The sequence below is a fragment of the Luteibacter sp. OK325 genome (assembly GCF_003050935.1).
Classification (GTDB): Bacteria; Pseudomonadota; Gammaproteobacteria; order Xanthomonadales; family Rhodanobacteraceae; genus Luteibacter.
Window position 1 is genome coordinate 16215 of record NZ_QAOX01000009.1, and the last position, 20589, is coordinate 36803.

General features: G+C 64.7%; 14 protein-coding genes. 6 read left to right on the forward strand and 8 right to left on the reverse strand.

Features of this window, described 5'->3' with window-relative positions; translation table 11 throughout:
- Positions 1-350: 350 nt before the first annotated feature.
- The gene (locus C8J98_RS17620; protein ID WP_107914500.1) at positions 351-3389 is read left to right on the forward strand and encodes a TonB-dependent receptor; all 3039 of its coding nucleotides are present in this window, start codon (positions 351-353) and stop codon (positions 3387-3389) included.
- A gap of 324 nt (positions 3390-3713) precedes the next feature.
- On the forward strand, positions 3714-4559 hold the full coding sequence (locus tag C8J98_RS17625; protein ID WP_107914501.1) for a YbaY family lipoprotein: 846 nt from the start codon (positions 3714-3716) through the stop codon (positions 4557-4559).
- A 267-nt stretch (positions 4560-4826) separates the two neighbouring features.
- Here C8J98_RS17625 and C8J98_RS17630 read toward each other — a convergent pair whose 3' ends face one another.
- The 4 genes from C8J98_RS17630 to mnmG all read right to left on the reverse strand — a co-directional run bounded on the left by C8J98_RS17630 (position 4827) and on the right by mnmG (position 12086).
- On the reverse strand, positions 4827-6623 hold the full coding sequence (locus C8J98_RS17630; protein WP_107914502.1) for an autotransporter domain-containing protein: 1797 nt from the start codon (positions 6621-6623) through the stop codon (positions 4827-4829).
- A gap of 257 nt (positions 6624-6880) precedes the next feature.
- A complete protein-coding gene (locus tag C8J98_RS17635; RefSeq protein WP_107914503.1) occupies positions 6881-9241 on the reverse strand; it encodes a Tex family protein in 2361 nt (786 codons plus the stop codon).
- A 105-nt stretch (positions 9242-9346) separates the two neighbouring features.
- A complete protein-coding gene (locus C8J98_RS17640; protein ID WP_107914504.1) occupies positions 9347-10120 on the reverse strand; it encodes an RDD family protein in 774 nt (257 codons plus the stop codon).
- Positions 10121-10211: 91 nt separating this feature from the next.
- A complete protein-coding gene (mnmG, locus tag C8J98_RS17645; protein ID WP_107914505.1) occupies positions 10212-12086 on the reverse strand; it encodes a tRNA uridine-5-carboxymethylaminomethyl(34) synthesis enzyme MnmG in 1875 nt (624 codons plus the stop codon).
- Between the two features lie 571 nt (positions 12087-12657).
- Between mnmG and C8J98_RS17650 the strand changes: the two genes are divergently transcribed.
- Entirely contained in the window at positions 12658-12846 is a 189-nt protein-coding gene (locus tag C8J98_RS17650; RefSeq protein ID WP_107914506.1) for a hypothetical protein, read from the forward strand.
- 8 nt (positions 12847-12854) lie between these two features.
- On the opposite strand, the gene pepN is transcribed toward C8J98_RS17650, so the two are convergent.
- Complete coding sequence (gene pepN / locus C8J98_RS17655) at positions 12855-15503, reverse strand: aminopeptidase N (RefSeq protein WP_107914507.1); 2649 nt, start codon at positions 15501-15503, stop codon at positions 12855-12857.
- A gap of 76 nt (positions 15504-15579) precedes the next feature.
- Here pepN and C8J98_RS17660 point away from each other — a divergent pair, with 76 nt between their 5' ends.
- From C8J98_RS17660 to C8J98_RS17670, 3 genes are all read left to right on the forward strand, one after another.
- Entirely contained in the window at positions 15580-16584 is a 1005-nt protein-coding gene (locus tag C8J98_RS17660; protein WP_107914508.1) for an aldose epimerase, read from the forward strand.
- A complete protein-coding gene (locus tag C8J98_RS17665) occupies positions 16581-17525 on the forward strand; it encodes a pyridoxal-phosphate dependent enzyme (protein WP_233260275.1) in 945 nt (314 codons plus the stop codon). The genes C8J98_RS17660 and C8J98_RS17665 overlap by 4 nt, the downstream gene beginning before the upstream one ends.
- Positions 17526-17617: 92 nt before the next feature.
- Positions 17618-18172: a DNA-3-methyladenine glycosylase I gene (locus C8J98_RS17670; RefSeq protein WP_107914509.1), complete on the forward strand. Its 555-nt coding sequence runs from the start codon at positions 17618-17620 to the stop codon at positions 18170-18172.
- A gap of 10 nt (positions 18173-18182) precedes the next feature.
- On the opposite strand, the gene bioC is transcribed toward C8J98_RS17670, so the two are convergent.
- The 3 genes from bioC to C8J98_RS17685 are packed head-to-tail and all read right to left on the reverse strand — an operon-like array spanning position 18183 to position 20574.
- Positions 18183-19070, reverse strand: a complete 888-nt coding sequence (gene bioC, locus C8J98_RS17675; RefSeq protein WP_107914510.1) for a malonyl-ACP O-methyltransferase BioC — start codon at positions 19068-19070, stop codon at positions 18183-18185.
- Positions 19067-19840, reverse strand: coding sequence for a pimeloyl-ACP methyl ester esterase BioH (bioH, locus tag C8J98_RS17680; protein WP_255417751.1), 774 nt, complete (start codon positions 19838-19840; stop codon positions 19067-19069). The genes bioC and bioH overlap by 4 nt, the downstream gene beginning before the upstream one ends.
- On the reverse strand, positions 19837-20574 hold the full coding sequence (locus C8J98_RS17685; protein ID WP_107914705.1) for a sulfurtransferase: 738 nt from the start codon (positions 20572-20574) through the stop codon (positions 19837-19839). Before C8J98_RS17685 ends, bioH begins: the two co-directional genes overlap by 4 nt.
- Between the last annotated feature and the right edge of the window lie 15 nt (positions 20575-20589).

Consider the following 20589-nt stretch of genomic DNA (forward strand, 5'->3'; position numbering starts at 1 on the left):
TTTGGGTCAGGTGCTTGATGAACAAGGAAATCAACGGCTGACGGCGTTCTCCCAACCGTCATGTAGGTAGAAAGCCGTTGTAAATATTTTGTTGACACGACAAGCCCCCTAAGCCTATGTTCGGCATCGACGAATCTGGGCGGGGCATTCACAAACTGTGATGCTGCTCCCGTTCAGTAAGAGTCGTAGGACTTGTCGGGAGCAGTTTTATGGGGGCGCTTGTCACTCTGGGAGGAGTGGCGGTGATTCCATCCCCAGAAGCGAGCACCGACGAGGCCAATCTTTTTCCGGCCTGGCGTCGGTTTTGCTCGTTTTCAGGCCCGGTTGGGCCGATCTGGGGAGATTTGCACATGAGTTCTCGCATCATCCGGCAGGGTTCATTCCTGCGTCATTCCGCGTTGGCGATTGCCCTCGCGGCCGGTCTGGGCGGCACGGGCGTTGTCCTTGCTCAGGCCACCAGCGGTAACATCTTCGGTACCGCTCAGCCGGGCGATACCGTTCAGATCACCGGCAACACCGGTTTCAACCGCGAGATCCCGGTTGACGCGTCGGGTCGTTTCCAGATCAGCAACGTGCCCGTCGGCACATACAACGTCGACCTCAAGCGTAACGGTGCCGTCGTCGATTCCCGCAAGAACGTCAGCCTGACGGTCGGCAAGGGTTCGGACGTCTCGTTCGCCGCTGCCGCAACCGCGGCGTCGGCCCAGTCGCTCGACTCGGTCACGGTCACCGCCAACAGCCTGCCGCCGGTCGACGTCTCGACGGTCGACTCGCGCACGGTCATCACTTCCGAGCAGCTCGCTAAGCTCCCCCTCGCCCGCACCGCCGAATCCATCGCGCTGCTGGCTCCGGGTGCTATCGGTGGTAGCGGCTACTTCAAGGGTCCGACCGGCAACAGCCTGGTCTCGATCGGTGGCGGTTCGGTTACCGAGAACGCGTACTACATTAACGGTTTCAACACCACGGATCCGCTCAGCGGCTTCGGCGGCATCACCCTGCCTTACGGCGCGATCGACCAGCAGGAAATCCTCGCTGGTGGTTACGGTGCGGCCTATGGTCGTTCGGCCGGTGGCGTAATCAGCCAGGTCGGTAAGCGCGGCACGAACGAGTGGCACTTCGGTGCGCAGATCCTCTGGCAGCCGGGCGGCGCTGCCTCGGCACCGGGTAACGACCACTACAAGGTCGACAGCTCGAACCACTCCGTTGGCGAACTTTACAACTACAACCAGCGCGACAAGCAGACGGTCACCACCGAGTCGGCCTATGTCGGCGGCCCGCTGATCAAGGACAAGCTGTACATCTTCCTCGCCGCCGAGCAGGAGCGTACCGAAGGCACGGTCGTCAAGTCGCAGGATGCGCCGACCTACCAGTCGACCAGCTATCGCAACCCGAAGTACTACGCGAAGCTCGACTGGAACATCAGCGACAGCAACATCCTTGAAGTCACCGGTGCGTCGAACAAGCAGAGCTACGACGCTTCGCAGTACGCCTTCGATTACGACACCCGCCAGCGCGGTGCGTACATCGGCAAGGATACGTCGGGCAAGCCGTTGAACAAGACGGGTGCCGATCTGTACTCGGCCAAGTTCACCAGCTACATCACCGACGACCTGACCCTGACTGCCCTCTACGGCAAGATGAAGGGCACGTATTACAGCGACACGCCGTCGTCGACCAACCCGCACATCATCAGCCCGGGCAATCAGAACCCGGATCTGAACGGCGGTGGTCCGATCACCAACGACAACCCCTCGACGGCCGCGTACACGCCGGAGCACAAGTCGACCAACACCAACCTGCGCGTCGACCTGAGCTACCACATCGGCGATCACACGATCACCGCCGGTATCGACAACCAGAATATCCGCGACAAGGACGACGGTCAGTTCACGACCGGTCCGGGTTATGCGTGGGAATACGGTCAGGTCACCGCCGGTGCACCGATCCAGGGTGAGCCGGGCTCGAGCGACTTCGTCGGTCTGCCGGGTCCCGGTGGTTACTACGTCGACCAGTACAAGTACAACACCACGGCGTCGGTGCGTACGACCCAGCGCGCCCAGTACATCGAAGATTCCTGGCAGGTCAATGACCGCTGGCTGGTGAAGGTCGGTGTGCGTAACGACCAGTTCACCAACTACGACACCACCGGCTCGGCTTACCTGCGTCTGCGTAGCCCGCAGTGGGCCCCGCGCCTCGGTGCCACCTGGGACGTCAACGGCGACTCCAGCCTGAAGATCTACGCCAACGCGGGTCGTTACTACCTTGCGCTGCCGGCGTCGGTCGCGCTGCGTTCGGCGGGTAAGTCGCTCTACACCCGTGAGTACTTCACCTATACGGGCATCGACGGCAACGGCATCCCGCAGGGCCTGACCCCGATCGACACCGCCACGGGCGGTCCGATCTCGGCCAACGCCGAGTATGGCCTTCAGCGTGATCCGAACACCGCGGCTTCGCGCAACCTGAAGTCGGAATACCAGGACGAGTTCATCCTCGGCTTCGACAAGACCCTGGGCGACAAGTGGGTTTACGGCGCGAAGGCCACGCTGCGCAAGCTGCGTAACGCCATCGATGACACCGGGGATGCCACCACCATCCGCAACACGTTGATTGCGCAGGGTGTGGATCCGGCAACGATCGGTCCGATCCAGGGCAGCTACCTGTTCAATCCGGGTCGCGCGTCGGAGTTCCTGGTGCCGAACACCAACGGCGGCTACTACCAGGCCAACGTGTCGAATGCCGACTTCGGGTTCCCGCACCTGAAGCGTAACTACTACGGTCTCGAGATGTACCTCGAGCATCCGTTCGATGGAAAGTGGTACGGCAAGGTCGACTACGTCTACTCGAAGAGCTACGGCAACTCGGAAGGCCAGGTTCGTTCGGACACCGGCCAGGCCGACGTCTCGGCGACGGTCGACTGGGACTTCCCGCAGCTGATGCAGTACTCGGGTGGCGAACTGGCTAACAGCCGCCGGCATGTGCTGAAGGCCTACGGTTCCTACCAGTTGACCGATGAAGTGATGCTCTCCGGTAACCTGTCGGTTTCGTCGGGCGCTCCGAAGTCGTGCCTTGGCTATTTCGGTGCGGACGAGTCCGATCCGATTGGTTACCAGGACAACTACCACTACTGCTACGGTCAGCCGTCGTCCCCGGGTTCCATGGGTCACACCCCGTGGCTGTACCTGTTCGACCTCAGCGCCGAGTACCGTCCGGTCTGGGCCGACAAGAAGCTCGCGTTCAACATCACGGTGTTCAACGTGTTCAACAGCCGCGAGACCCTGCAGATCTACCCGAACGCAGGCAACACGACTGGCGTCGAGTCGAACTACAAGGCGACCTTGTACTCGTCGCAGCCGCGCTACGCTCGCTTCGGTATCACCTACGACTTCTGATCCATCGAAGTCGGATCGAAAGCCACCAGCCCTTGGACTGGTGGCCTGGATCGCAAGAAAAGGCCACCTTCGGGTGGCCTTTTTTTTGAAAGTGGTCTGTTCGTAAACCGGTTGCCGATCAGGCGTTTGCCGTTTTTCGGCATTTATGACTGCCAGCTTGCCAACAGGCTCCCAGTTACGAATTCCTAGGGATTTTCACCCTTGACTTTTCCAAGGGCGCATTTGCCGGTATGCTCCAAGGTTCCCCCCGGAAGGTCTTGCGCCATGCGCGCGCGTATCTTCCGTGACCCATACCTTCTTTCCGTTCCGTTACGAGGTTCGACCATGCGCAGGATTTTCTTGTCGCTCGCATCCGTGGCCGCACTGGCCCTCGCCGGTTGCGGCGGCTCTTCCGATAACGGCCAGCAGGCCGCGGGTGGTACGCCTGAGGCGACCGGCCCGGCCAACGCCGTCACCGGCAGTGTGTCCCTGCGTGATGCGGGCGCGCAGCTTTCGCCCGACGCCAAGCTTGATCTCAAGCTGATCGACGTCAGCGCCGAAGGCTCGCAGCCGCTGGCCACCAAGACGATCGCCCCGGTGACCCTGCCGGCGCAGTTCCAGCTCGACTTCAATGCCACCGACCTCAACCCGAACGACATGTACATCGTCGAGGTGTCCCTGCAGGACGGCGACCGTCATTACTCGTCGCCGCTGAAGACCCCGGTGCTGACCAAGGGCGCGAAGAACGTCGCCAACATCCAGCTGGTGGGCGAAGCCACCCCGGGTGAGAAGGAGCTCAGCGGCTTCAACAGCGTCAAGAAGAACATCGGCGGCATGAAGGTCACCCAGGGCACCGCGCTGAAAGACGGCGAGTCCCATGGCTGGCAGATCTTCAAGAAGGGCAACGATGTCCAGTTCGTGCGTGAGCTCGTCGACTACGGCGACAAAGGCTTCACCGCGACCGACTTCGCCTACAAGAATGGCAAGCCCTGGGTCGTTGTCCAGGAGAAGAAGCCGAGCAAGGATGGCAAACCGACCGCGACCGAGCGCGCGGGCTGGAACGATGCCGGCGAGCTGGTGCTGAAGGAAAATCAGGCAGGCAACAAGACCGACGTCCTCTCCGACGACGCCGCCAACGACCTGCGCAAGCAGGCGGACGCGATGTACTCGAAGGCCGGCGGCAAGAAGTAAGCGCCACTTCGGTTTGATGAAGAACGCCGGCCTAGTTCCGGCGTTTTTTATTGGCGGAACTGTAGGAGCCGCCTCAGCGGCGAACCCTCAGGCTGCCGCAGATACGAATGAGGCTTTGCACGACATCGTGCGAGCGGTTGAGCCACCGGCACGATGCGATGCAAAGCCTCGTTCGTTACATCAACCCCTGAGGGTTCGCCGCTGAAGCGGCTCCTACATCAGCAGGTGCCCCCCATCAGAGGAGCCGGCCATCAGCGATGGGTTCGATCAGAATGCCATCTTCACGCCGAGGTTCAGGCTGTTGTTGCGCTGGGTGTCGTCGCCGAAACGACCACTGTAGGCGGCCCAGCCACTCCAGGTCTGGCTGAAGTCGGCGGTGAGGCCGAGGTCGGCCGTGGCCCAGGTCTTGTCCGGGGTGAACCCCTGAACCTCGAAGCGACCGCTCATGCTCATGAGGCCTGCGGTGACATAGCGGGCGTCCGCACGGCCGTCGTGGTTGTAGGCCACTTCGGCGAACGGATGCAGCACGGTGTTGCCCGACTGCCACGAGCCCTGCACGCGCCAGCCGGCGGTTTCGATACGGGCATTGCGGACCTGCTTGCCGAAGTTCATCGCGGTGCTGTCGCCGCCGTACTCGTTATAGCCGAACACACGCAGCTGCTCGAACGTGAGGCTGGCGAACGGACCGGTCTTCAGCGTTTCGCTGCCGAACCACCAGCCGCCCTGCAGGCCGCCGCCAACGTGTGAACCGTCGGTCTTGCCGGTTTCCGTGCGACGGGCGGTACCCAGGTCGATGCGACGATCGATGTCGGTGAAGCTCAGCTGGCCGAAGCTGGCGAAGCCGCCGATGTAACCGCCACCGGCGTGATAGAACGCGTAACCCGAGCCCATGATGTCCGTCATCTTGTAGCCGCCGCCGCCCGAGAAGTCGGCGTTGGTCGAGGCCACGCCCATGGCGACGCCTACCGAGATGTTTTCGTTGACCTTGGCATCGGCACCGACGGTCAGGTTGACGTTGTCGCTGTCAGCCTTCGGCGAGGTGTCGGTCGACTTGAACCGCTGCTGGCCGTAGTCGGCCGAGGCGAAGACGCGGGTGTCCGCACCGAAGTTGTCGGCCATCATCTGGTTGCGCAGCACGCGGGTGTGCGCATCGCTCGTGGCGAGGCCGGCTTCGCCGAGCAGCGAGATCTTCTGCGGGGCGGTGATGACCGAGATCGCGTACTGGCCGAGCAGGGCATGCGCCGCCGTCGTCGGGTGGATGCCGTCGGCGAACAGGTAGGTGGAGGCAGCGTTCGGATCACGCAATGTGGCCGGCGTGCAGGTGATCGAGCTGGCCGTGGTGCAGGCCGGCACGGTCACGTTGGTGAAGCCGTACGTGCCCGGGCTGGCGATGACTTCGTTGAGCAGGGCATAGGTGTCGATGGGCACGATGCCGCGCTGGGCCGAGGCCAGGCCGCCGGAAAGGATGCCGTTGTAAACCTGGGTCAGCTGGGTGATGCCTGCGGAAGCTGCGGCACCCTGGGACAGGGCGGCCGGGGTCTTGCCCACGTCTGGCAGGTTGAAGACGACGATGGTCTTCGCGCCGGCAGCCTGCAGTGCCTTGATCTGGCCGACTTCCTGCGTCGCGGCGGTGGCGACCACGACCTGCGCGGTCGCCGGGTTGGCGGTGGCGGCGAGGAGATCGTTCGCGCCGATCCACATGGTGTAGAGCGCGTTCGGGTTAGCCTTGCCGCCGTTCGCGGTGAGGTACTGCTGGATCTGCGTGGAGGTCGCCGGGACCGGGTTTGCAATGGCGGCGCGGGCGCCACCGAAAGCGTAATCGGTGCCACCGGACAGCGACGGGGTCAGCGACAGGTTGAAGTACGTGGCGATGTTCTCGACAGCGGTCGTGCCCGGGTTGGTCGTGAAACGCACGGGCACCGGCGAGCCGGAAAGAATGGCGACGTTGCCGCTATCGCTCAGGCTGTCGCCGAACGATACGACCTGCTGGAATCCGTCGGCGTGCGCCCCGGCACTGAACAGAAGGGCGGCACCGATGGCACCGGCAAGATGGCGAATACGCATGTGGTTCACTCCGTGTGTGGGGCGTTAGAGAAACGTTACGGTAATGGAAGCCATACGCCGGCGCATGCTGCGCCGCCGCACCGAAAAATGTGGGAGCCGCTTCAGCGGCGAAAAACCAACGGAGCGGTTTAGCGGCAACGCCCATCGCCGGCACAGCCGGCTCACACAACGAGCTTCCGCATTGAGGAAATTCTAGGGTTTTGCCGAAAAGGAGTGGCATCTACCCGGCCTCGAAGCGGCCGGGTAGATGCAATGCCTTACTTCTTCTGGGCGCGCGAGAACGCGTCGGCGAACGCGCTGTTCGCCGGTGCCGCTGCGGGCTTCGGCGGCTGCGCGGGACGGCTGGCGCCGCTACCCTGGCCACCGCGACGGTTACCACCGCCGCCACCGCCGCCACCGCCGGCTGCAGCGTCGTCGCGCTGGGCGGGACGGCCACTGCGCGCTTCGCCCGGCACGTCGTCCAGGCGCATGGTGAGGGCGATGCGCTTGCGGGGCAGGTCCACTTCCATGACCTTGACCTTGACCACATCGCCAGCCTTCACCGCATCGCGCGGATCCTTGACGAAGGTGTGCGACAGCGCGGACACATGAACCAGTCCGTCCTGATGGACGCCGATATCGACGAAGGCACCAAAAGCCGCGACGTTGGTCACGCGGCCTTCGAGCACCATGCCGACTTTCAGGTCTTTGAGGTCTTCGACGCCTTCGGCGAAGGTGGGTGCAACGAACTCGGGGCGCGGATCACGACCGGGCTTCTCGAGTTCCTTGAGGATGTCGCGCACCGTCGGCACACCGAACGTGGCATCGGTGAAGTCCTCGGCCTTGAGGTTACGCAGGAAGGACGTATCGCCGATCACCTGCTTCACTTCGCGACCGCACTGCTTGAGGATGCGCTCGACCACCGGATACGCCTCGGGGTGAACCGAGCTCGCATCGAGCGGATTGCTACCTGCGGAAATGCGCAGGAAGCCGGCGCACTGCTCGAAGGCCTTGTCGCCGAGGCGAGGCACCTTCAACAGGTCCTTCCGGCTCGGGAACGGACCGTTGGCATCGCGGTGCTTGACGACATTCTCGGCCACACTGCTGGACAGGCCGGCAACGCGCGCGAGCAGTGGTGCCGATGCCGTGTTGACGTCGACGCCGACCGCGTTCACGCAGTCTTCGACGCGGGCGTCCAGCGCGCGCGCGAGCTTCACCTGGTTCACGTCGTGCTGGTACTGGCCGACACCGATGGCCTTGGGTTCGATCTTCACCAGCTCGGCCAGCGGATCCTGCAGGCGGCGCGCGATGGAGACGGCGCCGCGGATGGACACGTCGACGTCAGGGAATTCCTTGGAGGCGAGTTCGGACGCGGAGTACACCGACGCGCCGGCCTCGCTGACGACCACCTTGGCGAGGTTGAGGTCGGCGTGCTTCTTGATAACTTCCGCCGCCAGTTTGTCCGTCTCGCGCGAGGCGGTGCCGTTGCCGATGGCAATGAGATTCACGCCGTGCTGATTACACAGCTGCGCGATGCGCGCCACGGATTGATCCCATTGGTTGCGCGGTTCGTGCGGGTAGATCGTGTCGTACGCCACCAGCTTGCCCGTCGCGTCCACGATTGCCAGCTTGCAGCCGGTGCGGATGCCCGGGTCGAGGCCCATCACGGTCTTCGCGCCCGCGGGTGCGGCGAGCAGGAGATCCTTCAGGTTGTCGCCGAACACGCGGATGGCTTCGTCCTCGGCACCTTCGCGCACGCGGCCGAACAGATCGAGCGTGAGGTGGAGATGCAGCTTCACGCGCCAGGTCAGTCGCACGGTTTCGCGCAGCCAGGCATCGGCGGCGCGGTTCCGGTTGACGATACCGGCACGCGCGGCGACACGGCCTTCGCCCTCGGCATGACCCTGGTCGGCGTCCACGCCGGGATTGAGGTCGATCTCGAGCACACCTTCGTTGCGCGCGCGCATCAGCGCGAGGAGGCGGTGCGAGGGAATCTTCGACACCGCTTCGCTGTGGTCGAAGTAGTCGCGGAACTTGGCGCCTTCGTTCTCCTTGCCGGCGACGACGACGGCGCGGATCTGGCCCTTGTCCCACAGCCAGTCGCGAAGTTCGCCGACGAGGCTGGCGTCCTCTGCGATCGTCTCCATGAGGATGGCGCGCGCGCCGTCCAGCGCCGCCTTGGTATCGGCCACACCTTTCTCGGCGTCGACGAAGCCCGCGGCGAAGGTGTCCGGGTCTTGCGTGGGATCTTCGCGCAGACCGAGCGCCAGTGGCTCCAGGCCCGCTTCGCGGGCGATCTGGGCTTTGGTGCGGCGCTTGGGTTTGAACGGGAGGTAGAGATCTTCCAGGCGCGCCTTGGTGTCGGCGCTGAGGATGTCGGCCTTGAGGGCGTCGGTCATCTTGCCCTGCTCGACAATGCTGTCGAGGATGGCCGCGCGGCGGTCTTCCAGCTCGCGCAGGTAGCGCAGGCGCTCTTCGAGCAGACGCAGCTGAATGTCGTCCAGACCGCCGGTCACTTCCTTGCGGTAGCGGGCGATGAACGGCACGGTGGCGCCGCCGTCAAGGAGTTCCACCGCTGCGCGCACCTGTTCGGGCTTCGCGGCGATGTCCTGGGCAATTCGTTGTTCGATGCTCTGCATGTGGTTCCTGTGCGTTGCGCGGCCGGCCGAAACGTCGGTTCGAGCCGTGGATGATAGCAAGCACAGGAAAACCCCGGCCCGGTGGCCGGGGTGGGGGAAGCGCAATCAGGCGTCGAAGCGACCGTTCTCGCCGCCGCGTGGGGCGACGGTGGCCACTGAGACCTGTTCGGCGCGGCCCGTCAGCACGTAGGTGCGGGCCAGGAGGTCATGCACGCCCTGCTTGCGCTCGGTGAACGCGGCGACCACGTAGCAGATCAGTGGAAGTGGCACGGGAAAGCGCAGCACGTTGGTCAGGCGCACCGCGTTGCGGCCGGCACTACGGGCAATCGAGATGCGCTGTCCGTCGGTGTCGGTGACGCGGATGCCCACGGCCATCTTTCCTGGCGTGGCCTGCCACTTCGAAGCCTCGAACAGCGTGTAATACACGAAGCCGATAACCATCAGCACGTAGGTAATCGGCAGGACGGACGTTGCATAGGCTTCCAGCGCAGCGACCTGATCGGTCTTCATCTGCTCCATCACGGTGGTCATGACGGCACCCAGGCCCATGCTCAGGGCTATAACGGTGAACGGCACGATGAGGATGAGGTAGTCGATCACCCAGGCACCGAAGCGCAGCCAGAAGCCGGCGTACTCCGGCGCGGCCACATCGGTGACGCCAAGAAAGGGTGGCGGGGAAGGTGGCATGGGCGGCACACCGTCGGCGACCGCCGCGGGACGCTCTTCCGGAAAGAGCTCACCCAGCGGGCGCCAGTCGACCATGCCGTCGTACCACCCAAGCTCGTCGGGACGGCAGGTGCCGTCGCGCAGCCACTGACGGATTTCGTCGTCCGTGTAGGGGCCAAAGCGCTCGCCGTTACGTCCGATCCAGACTTGCATAGGGGTCGACCTTCTCACTGATGCACTGACAGGCGCCGATGATGCCAGATGGACCGAAGCGCCGCCGACTGCTGGTTGGCACGGGTGCCGCCTACGCGGCGCGGCGCTTCAGGTGGACCAGCAGCAGCGAGATCGCCGCCGGCGTGACACCACTGATGCGCGACGCCTGACCGATCGTCACCGGAAGCGCCCGCTTCAGCTTGAGCAGGACCTCGGCGGAGAGCCCTCGCACGCGGTCGTAGTCGAAGCCATCGGGAATGGCCGTGGCTTCGTGGCGGCGCTGGCGCTCGATCTCGTCGCGCTGGCGCTCCAGGTAGCCGGAGTACTTCGCCTGCACTTCCACCTGGGTTGCCACCTCGGCGTCATCCACCGGCGGTCCCAACTCGGGAACACCGGTCAGGGTGGCGTAGTTCAGTTCCGGACGACGGAGCAGGTCGAGCGCATGCGTCTCGCGGCTCACCGCGATGCCGAGCGAGCGCTCGATGGCTGCGCCCAGCGCATTGGTCGGTGCCGCCCAGATGCCGCGCAGGCGCGCCGTCTCGTGCTCGGCCGCGTCCCGCTTGGCTTCGAAGCGACGGAAGCGCTCCTCGGAAACGATGCCGCGCGCGTAGCCGTGGGGTGTAAGGCGCAGGTCGGCGTTGTCTTCGCGCAGGTGCAGTCGGTACTCGGCGCGCGAAGTGAACATGCGATACGGCTCAACGGTGCCGTTCGTCGTGAGGTCGTCGATGAGGACGCCGATATAGGCCTCGTCGCGGCGCGGACACCACGGCGTCTCGCCGCGCACGGCAAGCGCGGCATTCATGCCGGCGATGAGCCCCTGCGCACCGGCTTCTTCATAACCGGTGGTGCCATTGATCTGCCCGGCGAAATAGAGTCCCGGAATGCCCTTGGTTTCCAGCCACGGATGCAGGCCGCGCGGATCGAAGTAATCGTATTCGATGGCATAACCGGGCCGCGTGATGTGCGCGCGCTCGAAACCCGGGATCGACCGCACCAGCGCGTACTGCACGTCGAAGGGCAGCGAGGTCGAAATGCCGTTCGGATAAATCTCAAAGGTATCGAGGCCTTCCGGTTCGACGAAGATCTGGTGCGAGGTCTTGTCCGCGAAGCGGACCACCTTGTCTTCGATCGACGGGCAATAGCGCGGGCCGACGCCTTCGATCTGTCCGCTATACAGCGGCGACCGGTCGAGCGAGCCGCGGATCAACTCATGCGTGGCTTCGGTGGTGTGGGTGATCCAGCAGCTCACCTGCCGCGGATGCTCCGCCGCCGATCCCATGTACGAGAAGTGCGGCATGGGATCGTCGCCGGGCTGCTCCTCGAGCACGGAGAAGTCAATGCTGCGGCTGTCGATACGCGGGGGCGTTCCTGTCTTCAGCCGGTCGGCGGCCACGGGGAGCTCGCGCAGTTTTGCTGCAAGCGTCGACGCAGGCGGATCGCCCGCGCGGCCACCGGCGTATTGCGCGGAACCGATGTGTATCTTGCCGGCGAGGAAGGTGCCCGCGGTCAGCACCACGGCGGGCGCATGGAAATCGAGGCCCATCTGCGTGCGTACGCCGGCGACGCGTCCATCGACGAGGATGAGATCGTCGACAGCTTGCTGGAACAGCACCAGGTTGGGCTGCGTTTCCACCATGAGACGGATGGCCGCCTTGTAGAGCGAGCGGTCGGCCTGGCAACGTGTCGCCCGGACGGCCGGTCCCTTGGATGCGTTGAGCGTTCGCCATTGGATGCCGGCGCGATCCGCGGCGCGGCCCATGGCGCCACCGAGGGCGTCGATTTCCCTGACCAGATGCCCCTTGCCGATGCCGCCGATGGCCGGGTTGCAGCTCATCTGCCCGATCGTTTCGATGTTGTGGCTGAGCAGCAGAGTGCGTGCGCCGGCGCGTGCGGAGGCAAGCGCGGCTTCGGTGCCGGCGTGTCCGCCACCGACCACGATGACGTCGTAGGTTTCTTTATGCAGCATGGTCAGGGTTTCGGGCGTAGGGCCAAGGCGGTCATTTTACGCCTGCCGGGCGAGCCACGCTGCGTTGCAGCGTGATCGGCATTCGACAGGGCTTGGCACGGCTTGTGCTTCCTATTCCGTGCACTTCACCCGGGCAGACGCTGCGCGATAACACGCGCGCCGAGACCGAACGACAGGGGTTTGGTCGTGTGCCGGGAGGAGGAAGCGGGATGCGGGCAAGGATGCCCCATTCGATTGAACGAATGAGATCTGGCGCCCGGCGGTCTCAGGAACAGGGGGAATCCAGGATGACCGTGCTGCCGGGCGCCAGAAACCGAGTGACTGGCACGAAGAGCCGAGGCCAAAGCCTCGGCTTTTTTTCGTTGAATTGAACATACACCGATCGAATGAACTGTGTGTGACTTTTTCGTCAACGTAGTGCTCGATTTCGGCAATTGGTGACGCAGTACGTCAGTTTCTCCCTCGATGCGAGATTCGATGTGATCCAGCGCACATTTTTTCTCGCGCCACAGCGAGTGGCACGGCCGATGCATCGCAACATCGTGACCCACGAGTAAAGAGGCGAGACGCCATGAATGCTGTCATGTCCACCAATGAACCCATGCTCCGCCACCACGACCTGCTCATCGAAATGGGTAGCCTGGAAATGGCCATGGAGCAACTCGACGAACGCAATCAGGCCGAACAGGGTCGCCTGCGTCCGCGCATCGAGCAGCGCCTCGCACACATACGTGAAACGCTTGCCGGGATGGACGACTGACCCTGGGCTCAGCCCAGGGCCACCCGGGCAAGAATGTCGGTGAGGTCGCGCGAGAGATCCTTGCGTGACGCCAGCTCCGCGACGACCGCATGCGCCGCTTCACGACGCACGGGCTCCAGGCGCTTCCAGCCATTGAAGGCCGTCGCCACGCGCGCGGCGACCTGCGGATTGAGCGCATCGATGGCGACGAGGCGATCCGCCAGCCAGCGATAGGCCGCGCCATCCGCGCGATGAAATCCGCTCGGATTGGCACGCGCGAAACTGCCCAGCAGCGACTGCAAGCGATTCGGGTTCTTCAGCGTGAAGGCATCATCGCGCTCCAGCGACTGGATACGCGCCAGGGCGGTGTCGCCCGGTAGCTGCGCCTGCACCGCGAACCACTTGTCCAACGCCAGGGCGTTGCTCTCGTAGCGATGGCGGAAATGGGCGAACGCCGGAGTGGCGGCATCCGGATCGATGGTTGCCAGTGTGGCTAACGCGGCAAGGCGATCCGTCATGCCAGGCGCTTCGTCGTACTGCGCGCGAGCCAGGTCACGCGCTTCGCTTTCGTCGACCAGTGAAAGCAGGTCGAGCACGCGTCGTTTCAGCTGGCGCTGCGCCTGGCTTGCCGCGTCGAGCGCGGCACTAGCGGCCGCGCGTAGCGCGTCGTAGCGCGCACGCAGGGCAGGCACGCCGATCTTGCTGGCCAGCGCCCGGAGCATGGCCTGCCGGCTGGCGCGGATGCGGTCCGGATCGCGCTCGGGCTGTCGCTCGACCAGTTCAATCTCGCCGGGCGGGGTGAGCAGTTCGGCCAGCAAGGCGTCTTCGACCGAGGGGTCGGCGAAGAGCTGGGCGAGGGCCGCCGTCCAGGCGCCAATCGCCGCACCTTCGACTTTGCCGTCGCGGCAGTCGTCGTAGGCAAGGCCCGCGAGTTGCTGTCCGGCCTCCCAGCGGTTGAAGCCGTCGGGATCGTGACGAAGCAGCACGCCCAATTCTTCCGGGGCGTAATCGAATTCGAGGATCACCGGGGCCGAGAATCCGCGCAGCAAGGACGGCACGGGCGCGCTGAAGATGTCCTCGAAGACCACGCTGCGCTCGGCGCCGTCGAGCACGATGGTGCGTTCGCTGGCGCCGGCCGTAGCTTCGCCCTCGAGCCGGAGCGGCAGCGCCTTGCCCGACGCATCGAACAGCGACAGACGGACAGGAATCGGCAGCGCCTGTTTCACCGTTTGCCCTGCGCTGGCCGGAGTGCGCTGGCGCAGGGTGAGACGGTAGCGCGACTGCGCGGCGTCATAACGTGCTTCGGCTGTCAGGCGCGGCGTACCCGCCTGGCTATACCAGGCAAGGTACGTGGACAGGTCGCTGCCGTTGGCATCGCCGAGGGCTTTCAGGAAATCCTCGATCGTGGCTGCATCGCCGTCATGGCGATCGAAGTAGAGATCCATGCCCTTGCGGAAACCGTCACGGCCGAGATGGCCAGCGAGCATACGGACCAGCTCGGAGCCCTTCTCGTAGACGGTGGCGGTGTAGAAGTTGTTGATCTCGCTGTATTGCGACGGGCGCACCGGATGCGACAGCGGGCCGGCGTCTTCGGGGAACTGTGCGCGGCGCAACAGCGCGACGTCCTCGATACGCTTGAGCGACACCGAGTTCATGTCCGCGGAGAAGCTCTGCTCGCGGAATACGGTGAGGCCTTCCTTCAGGCTGAGCTGGAACCAGTCGCGGCAGGTGACGCGATTGCCGCTCCAGTTGTGGAAGTACTCGTGCGCGACCACGGCTTCCACGTGACGGTACTCGTCGTCGGTGCTCGAGTCCGGATCGGCCAGCAGGTACTTCGCGTTGAAGATATTGAGACCCTTGTTCTCCATCGCGCCCATGTTGAAATCATGGGTGGCGACGACGTGGAAGACATCGAGGTCGTAATTGCGCCCGTAGGTGCGCTCGTCCCATTGCATGCTGCGGATGAGCGAGTCCATCGCGTAGTCGCAGCGATCGATGACATCGGCTTCCGCCCAGATGTGAAGCGCGACAGCGCGCCCATCGGCCGTGGTGTAGTCATGGCTGATTCGCTCGAGGCGTCCGGCGACCAGGGCGAACAGGTAGCTCGGCTTCGGATGAGGATCCACGAAGCGTGCCCAGTGGCGGCCATCGGCCAGTTCGCCCGCGCCGTCCGGATTGCCGCCGGCCAGCAGCACCGGGAAGCGCACCGGGTCGGCGCGCAGCGTCACCGTGTACTTCGAAAGAACGTCCGGGCGATCCGGAAAATACGTGATGTGGCGGAAGCCCTCGGCTTCGCACTGGGTCAGCAGGAAACCGCGGTCGCGGCTGCCGGAGAGATACAGGCCTTCGAAGGCGGTGTTCTCCGCGGGCCGGACGGCCACGCGGGCGCCCAGCGTGCAGCGGTCCGCATCCACCGCGACTTCCAGCACGCCGTCGGCAAGGATGTACTCGCCGTCGCCTAGCTGCCGGCCGTCCAGCGTCAGCTCGAGCAACTCGATACCTTCGCCGTTGAGACGGATAGGCTCGTCGGCCTGCCGCACCAGGGTCAGGCGGCTGGTGACCTCGGTATGGTCGATGCCGAGGTCGAACTCGAGCGCCACCTCTTCCACGGCCCATGCGGGCGGGCGGTAGTCGGCGAGGCGGATGACGGACGTGGGGGCGTCGGAACGATCACTCATGGCAGTAAGACAACACATGTTCTGGTCTGACAGGCAGGCTAACATGCGGTCGGATTCGTCAAAAGGAAGCCTCCCCATGTCCCGATTCAGCGTGACGCGCTCCACCCTGGGCGCCAACGAACTGGTGGTCCTGGTCGATGCCGATGCCGACCGTGAGGTCCGGATCGCCCGGCGCGGCGCCACCGTGCTTTCGATCAGCACTCGCCTAAGCGACCGGCAGCGTACCGTCACCGACGGTTTTCGCGACGAAAAGGAACTGGTCGGGCACAAGGGGTCGCGCTTCGCGATCATGACGCCGTTCGCCAACCGCGTTAACGACTCGCGTTACACCTTTGAAGGAACCACCTACGATTTGCAGCCAGGTGCCGTCGGCGCCGATCGCGCCAGTCGCCATGGGTTCCTTCGCGGAACGCTTTTCGACGTGCAACGTGAGCACGCCGATGACGACAGGGCTTCGGTCACGCTTTTCACCGCGGCCATCCGTCCGCGCGTCAATCCCGGCTACCCGTTCGCACTCGATTTCAGTGTGACATTTACCCTCGACGAGCGCGGGCTCACGGTGGAAGCGAAGACGCGCAATGTCGGCGAGCATGCCGCGCCGACCTTCTTCGGTTGGCACCCGTACTTCCGTCTCTCGGACAACCCGATCGAGACCTGGGAACTGCACGTGCCGGCGGACAAGATCATCGCTACGGACAAGGATTTCATTCCGCTGCCCGGCACCAGCGCCTGGCAGGCGATGGACAAGGCCGACCGTTCGCTCGACTTTCGCAAGGCGCGCGCCATCGGCGGTACCGAGCTCAACCACACCTACGCCGATCTCCAGCTGGACACCGATGGCAAGGCACGCACGCATCTTCGCGATCCGAAGACGGGCGCGGGTATCGCCGTGTGGCAGGAGAAAGGGGTGATGCTCGTGTTCACCTCGGACACCGCCGATCGCGACGCGCGTAAGTCGGTCGCGCTGGAGCCGATGGAATGCATGCCGGACGCTTTCAATCGCGACGATTGCGCGCCGCTGATCACGCTGGCTGCCGGTCAGGAGCGTCGCTTCGTCTGTGGCGTGGAGTTTAATACGTGACCTTGCCCACCTTTGCCGACGTGCGCGACGCCGCCGCACGTATCGCTCCCTACGCGCTGGTGACACCGGCGATGCGAAGCGACCGAATCGACGCTCTGGTCGGCGCGGCTGTCATGTTCAAGTGCGAGAACCTGCAAAGGGGCGGCGCTTTCAAGTTTCGCGGTGCGACCAACGCCGTGTGGTCACTGAGTGACGAGGACGCCGCACGCGGCGTCGTGACGCATTCGTCCGGCAACCACGGCAATGCACTGGCCATGGCGGCGCGCACGCGTGGAATCACGGCGCATGTCGTCGTACCGGAAGGTGCCGTGAAAACCAAGGTGGACGCGATTATTGCGGCAGGCGCCACCGTGCACCGCTGTGCGCCGACCACCGCAGCCCGTGAGGCGAAGGCGGCCGAGCTCGTCGCCAGCACCGGTGCGACCCTTGTCCATCCCTATGCCGATTCGCGAGTGATGGCGGGGCAGGGAACGCTGGTGCCGGAGTTGCTTCGCCAGTGCCCCAGGATCGACGCGATCATCTTTCCCGTTGGCGGTGGTGGGCTGGCCTCCGGCTGTTCGATCGCCGCGCACGGCATCGATCCAGCCATGGTCTTGTTCGGTGCCGAGCCCGAAGGCGCCGACGATGCCGCGCGCTCGCTGGAAGCGGACGAACGGGTCGGACCGTTCACCGCCAATACGATATGCGACGGCCTGCGCACGCTGATTGGCGAGCCCAACTTCCACGTGCTGCGCGAGCAGGGCGTCACCGTGTTGCGTGTCAGCGATGCCGAAGTTGTCGCCGCCATGCGCCTGCTCTGGTCCGAACTGCGCATCGTGGTCGAGCCGTCGAGCGCGACGGTGCTTGCCGCGCTGCTGCGATATCCGGAGCGTGTGGCCGGGCGTCGCGTCGGTGCGGTGTTGACTGGCGGCAACGTCGATCTGGATGACCTTCCCTGGTAAGCATTCGCACGCGGTGCGCCACCTGAAGCGGACATCCCCGGCCATTTGGCGTGGCTATTCTCGCTACTCTTTCAGGACGTGCGAGACAGGGCATGCGATGCGCCTGGGCCGAACAAAGCGACGCCGAACGCGTCTATCACGATACCGAGTGGGGATTGCCGATCCACGACGACCGAAAGCTCTTCGAGCTGATCACGTTGCGCGGAGCGGCAGCCGGTTTGACATGGCGCACCGTGCTTGCGAAACGCGAACGTTATCGCCGCGTCTTCCACGATTACGACCTGGCGCGGATCGCCGCGATGACCGACGACGACCTCGCCGTGGTGCGTCGTGATCGGGGCATCATCCGTCACCGTCTCAAGATCGCCTCGGTGCGCGGTAATGCGCGGGCAGGGCTTCGGCTGATCGAAAGCGAGGGCTCGTTGTTCACCTTTCTATGTGCCTTCCTTGACAGCGAAAGCGCTCGCATAGCGCCCCGCACTGCGTTTGGGATGCGTGCGCGAAGCGACGAATCCGACGTCATGAGCGCCATTCTTTACAAGCGGGGATTTCGTTTCGCCGGCACGGCCATCTGTTACGCGGTCATGCAGGCGACCGGCATGGTCGACGGCCACGAAACCGGATGCCAGCACCGCGCTTGTCGCTGACCAGTGATCGTCAGAACGGCGTTTTCCGCCGCGATCCGCGCAGGTTCTCGATGGGAAAGCTCGCGATTTCGCCGCTGCCTTCGCGACGCGACTGCCCGGCCGGTGGTCCCCATGCGTGGGCCGTCACCACTTCCCAGGTCGAGGGAATCACGCCATCGCTGCGCATCGCCTCGTAGGCGTCGAGCATGCGGCGGTAGTGCTGCTTGCCAGTGAGTCCGCGCTGGCGATCGGCGTCGGCGTTGTTTGCGCCAAGGCCGCGCAGTTCGTCCAGCAGCGCACGAGGCGTGGGATAGGTAAGCGTATAGCGCTCGGCGAACAGCACCGGGTCACGCAGGCCGGCCGACAGCATGGCGTCGCCGACGTCGTGCATGTCCAGAAAGCGTGCCACGTGCGCGTGCTGGTCGGATTCCGCCCAGGCGGCGCGCAGCTCGCTGAGCGTGTCGGGGCCGAAGGTGGAGAACGTGAGCAGGCCGCCGGGTTTGAGCACGCGGGCGCATTCGGTGAACAGGCGGCCGATGTCCTCACACCACTGGAAGCACAGGTTGGAGAAAAGGATGTCCACACTGTGGTCCGGGATCGGCAACGTGTACGCATCGGCGGCGACGCGGGAGAACGGCTTCAGCCAGCTGCTGTGCTGTTTCGCCTGGCGTAGCATCGGCAACGCGAGATCCATCGCGATCACCTGCGCTTTGGGGTAGCGCTTCTTCAGCGCCGCGCTGCCGCGACCGGTGCCGGCGCCCACGTCCAGGATGATCTCGGGAACCTGCTCATACATGTCGAGGCGATCGACCAGGGTCGACTGCACCTCGCGTTGCAGTGCATCGTGTTTCTCGTAGGTGCCGGCGGCGCGACCGAAGTTGCGCCTGACCTGGGTCCGGTCGAAATGAAAATCGCTCATGCGTCTGCTTCGGTGAACTGTGTCAGGACATCGGCCACGGCGGTGGCGTGTCCGATAAAGGGGGCGTGGCCGGCGTGGGCGATTTCCTCGAAGCGGCCGCCAGCGGCTTCGGCGCACCAACGCATGGCCTCGGGGTGAACAATGCGGTCGCGCCGTCCCGCCATCCAGAGGCTGCGCTGCCGCAGTCCTGACAAACGTGGCCGCAGGTCGGCGCTCTCGAGCAGACGAAGACCTTCCATCAGCACCCGCGGGTTGGGTTCGCCGCGGGAGAAGGCTTCTTCCTTCAGGCGGCGGGCTTCGGCACGTGGATCGGCACTGCCCATGGCTTCGAGGGCGATGAAGCGCTCCAGCGTACCGTGGTAATCGGCTTCCAGATCGGCGGCGAGCTTTTCCACCATGGCGGCGTCGTTGCCATAGGGCCAGCCTTCGGTGCGGACGAAGCGTGGCGTGGAACACAGGGCGGCGACCGAGGTCACCTGGTCGGGGAGGTCGAGGGCGGCGGTGAGAGCGATGAGTCCGCCGAGCGACCATCCCATCCACACGGCCGGTGGGGTCGCCGCGGCGATCGCCCGCGCGCACGCCACCGGTTCGAGCGGGATATCGCAGTCGCGCGAATAGCCGTGCCCGGGCAGGTCGACCACGTACATCGTGTAGCGCGATGCCAGCGCGTCGACGAGCGGCGAGAGGATGCCACCATGCATGGCCCAGCCATGGATCAGCACCAGCGGCGTGTCGCCATCGCCATGACGCTCGATGTGCAGTCCGCTCACGGGGTGTCGCTTGGCGCAAGTGTCGGGTCGACCGCACCGCGCTCGTCGAAGACGAAGCAGTCGCCGCGCCAGTGAGCGCCGCCGGCTTCCTCGAAATATTTCAGGATGCCGCCTTCGAGCTGGAAGACGTGGTCGATGCCGATCTCGCGCATATGGATGGCCGCTTTTTCGCAGCGGATGCCGCCGGTGCAGAACGAGACCACGGTCTTGCCGTCGAAGCGCGCGCGGTCCGCGGCGATGGCTTCGGGAAAGCCGGTGAAGCTCGACAGTCCGTATTCGACCGTGTTCTCGAACGTGCCCGCCGAGACTTCGTAGTCGTTGCGCGTGTCGACCAGGACGACCGGACGACCGTCGTCGTCGTGGCCCTGGTCGAGCCAGCGGCGCAGGTCCAGCGGCAGCACATGCGGCGCGCGACCTTCCTCGGGACGGATCGACGGCGCACGCATGGTGATGATTTCTTTCTTCAGGCGCACGCGCATACGACCAAACGGCGCCTCGTCGGAAAGACTCTCCTTCGGCGTGATGTCGGCGAAGCGCGAATCTTCATGTAACCAGTTCACGAAGGAGGCGATCGCCTCGCGCGGTGCGGCCAGGAACAGGTTGATGCCTTCCGGCGCAAGCAGGATCGTTCCCTTCAGAGCCAGGGCGGTGCAGCGCTCGACCATGCGCGAGCGCAGCGCGTCCAGGTCGTCGAGACCGACGAACTTGTAGGCGGAGATGTTGAGGATCGACATGGGCATGGCTGAGGG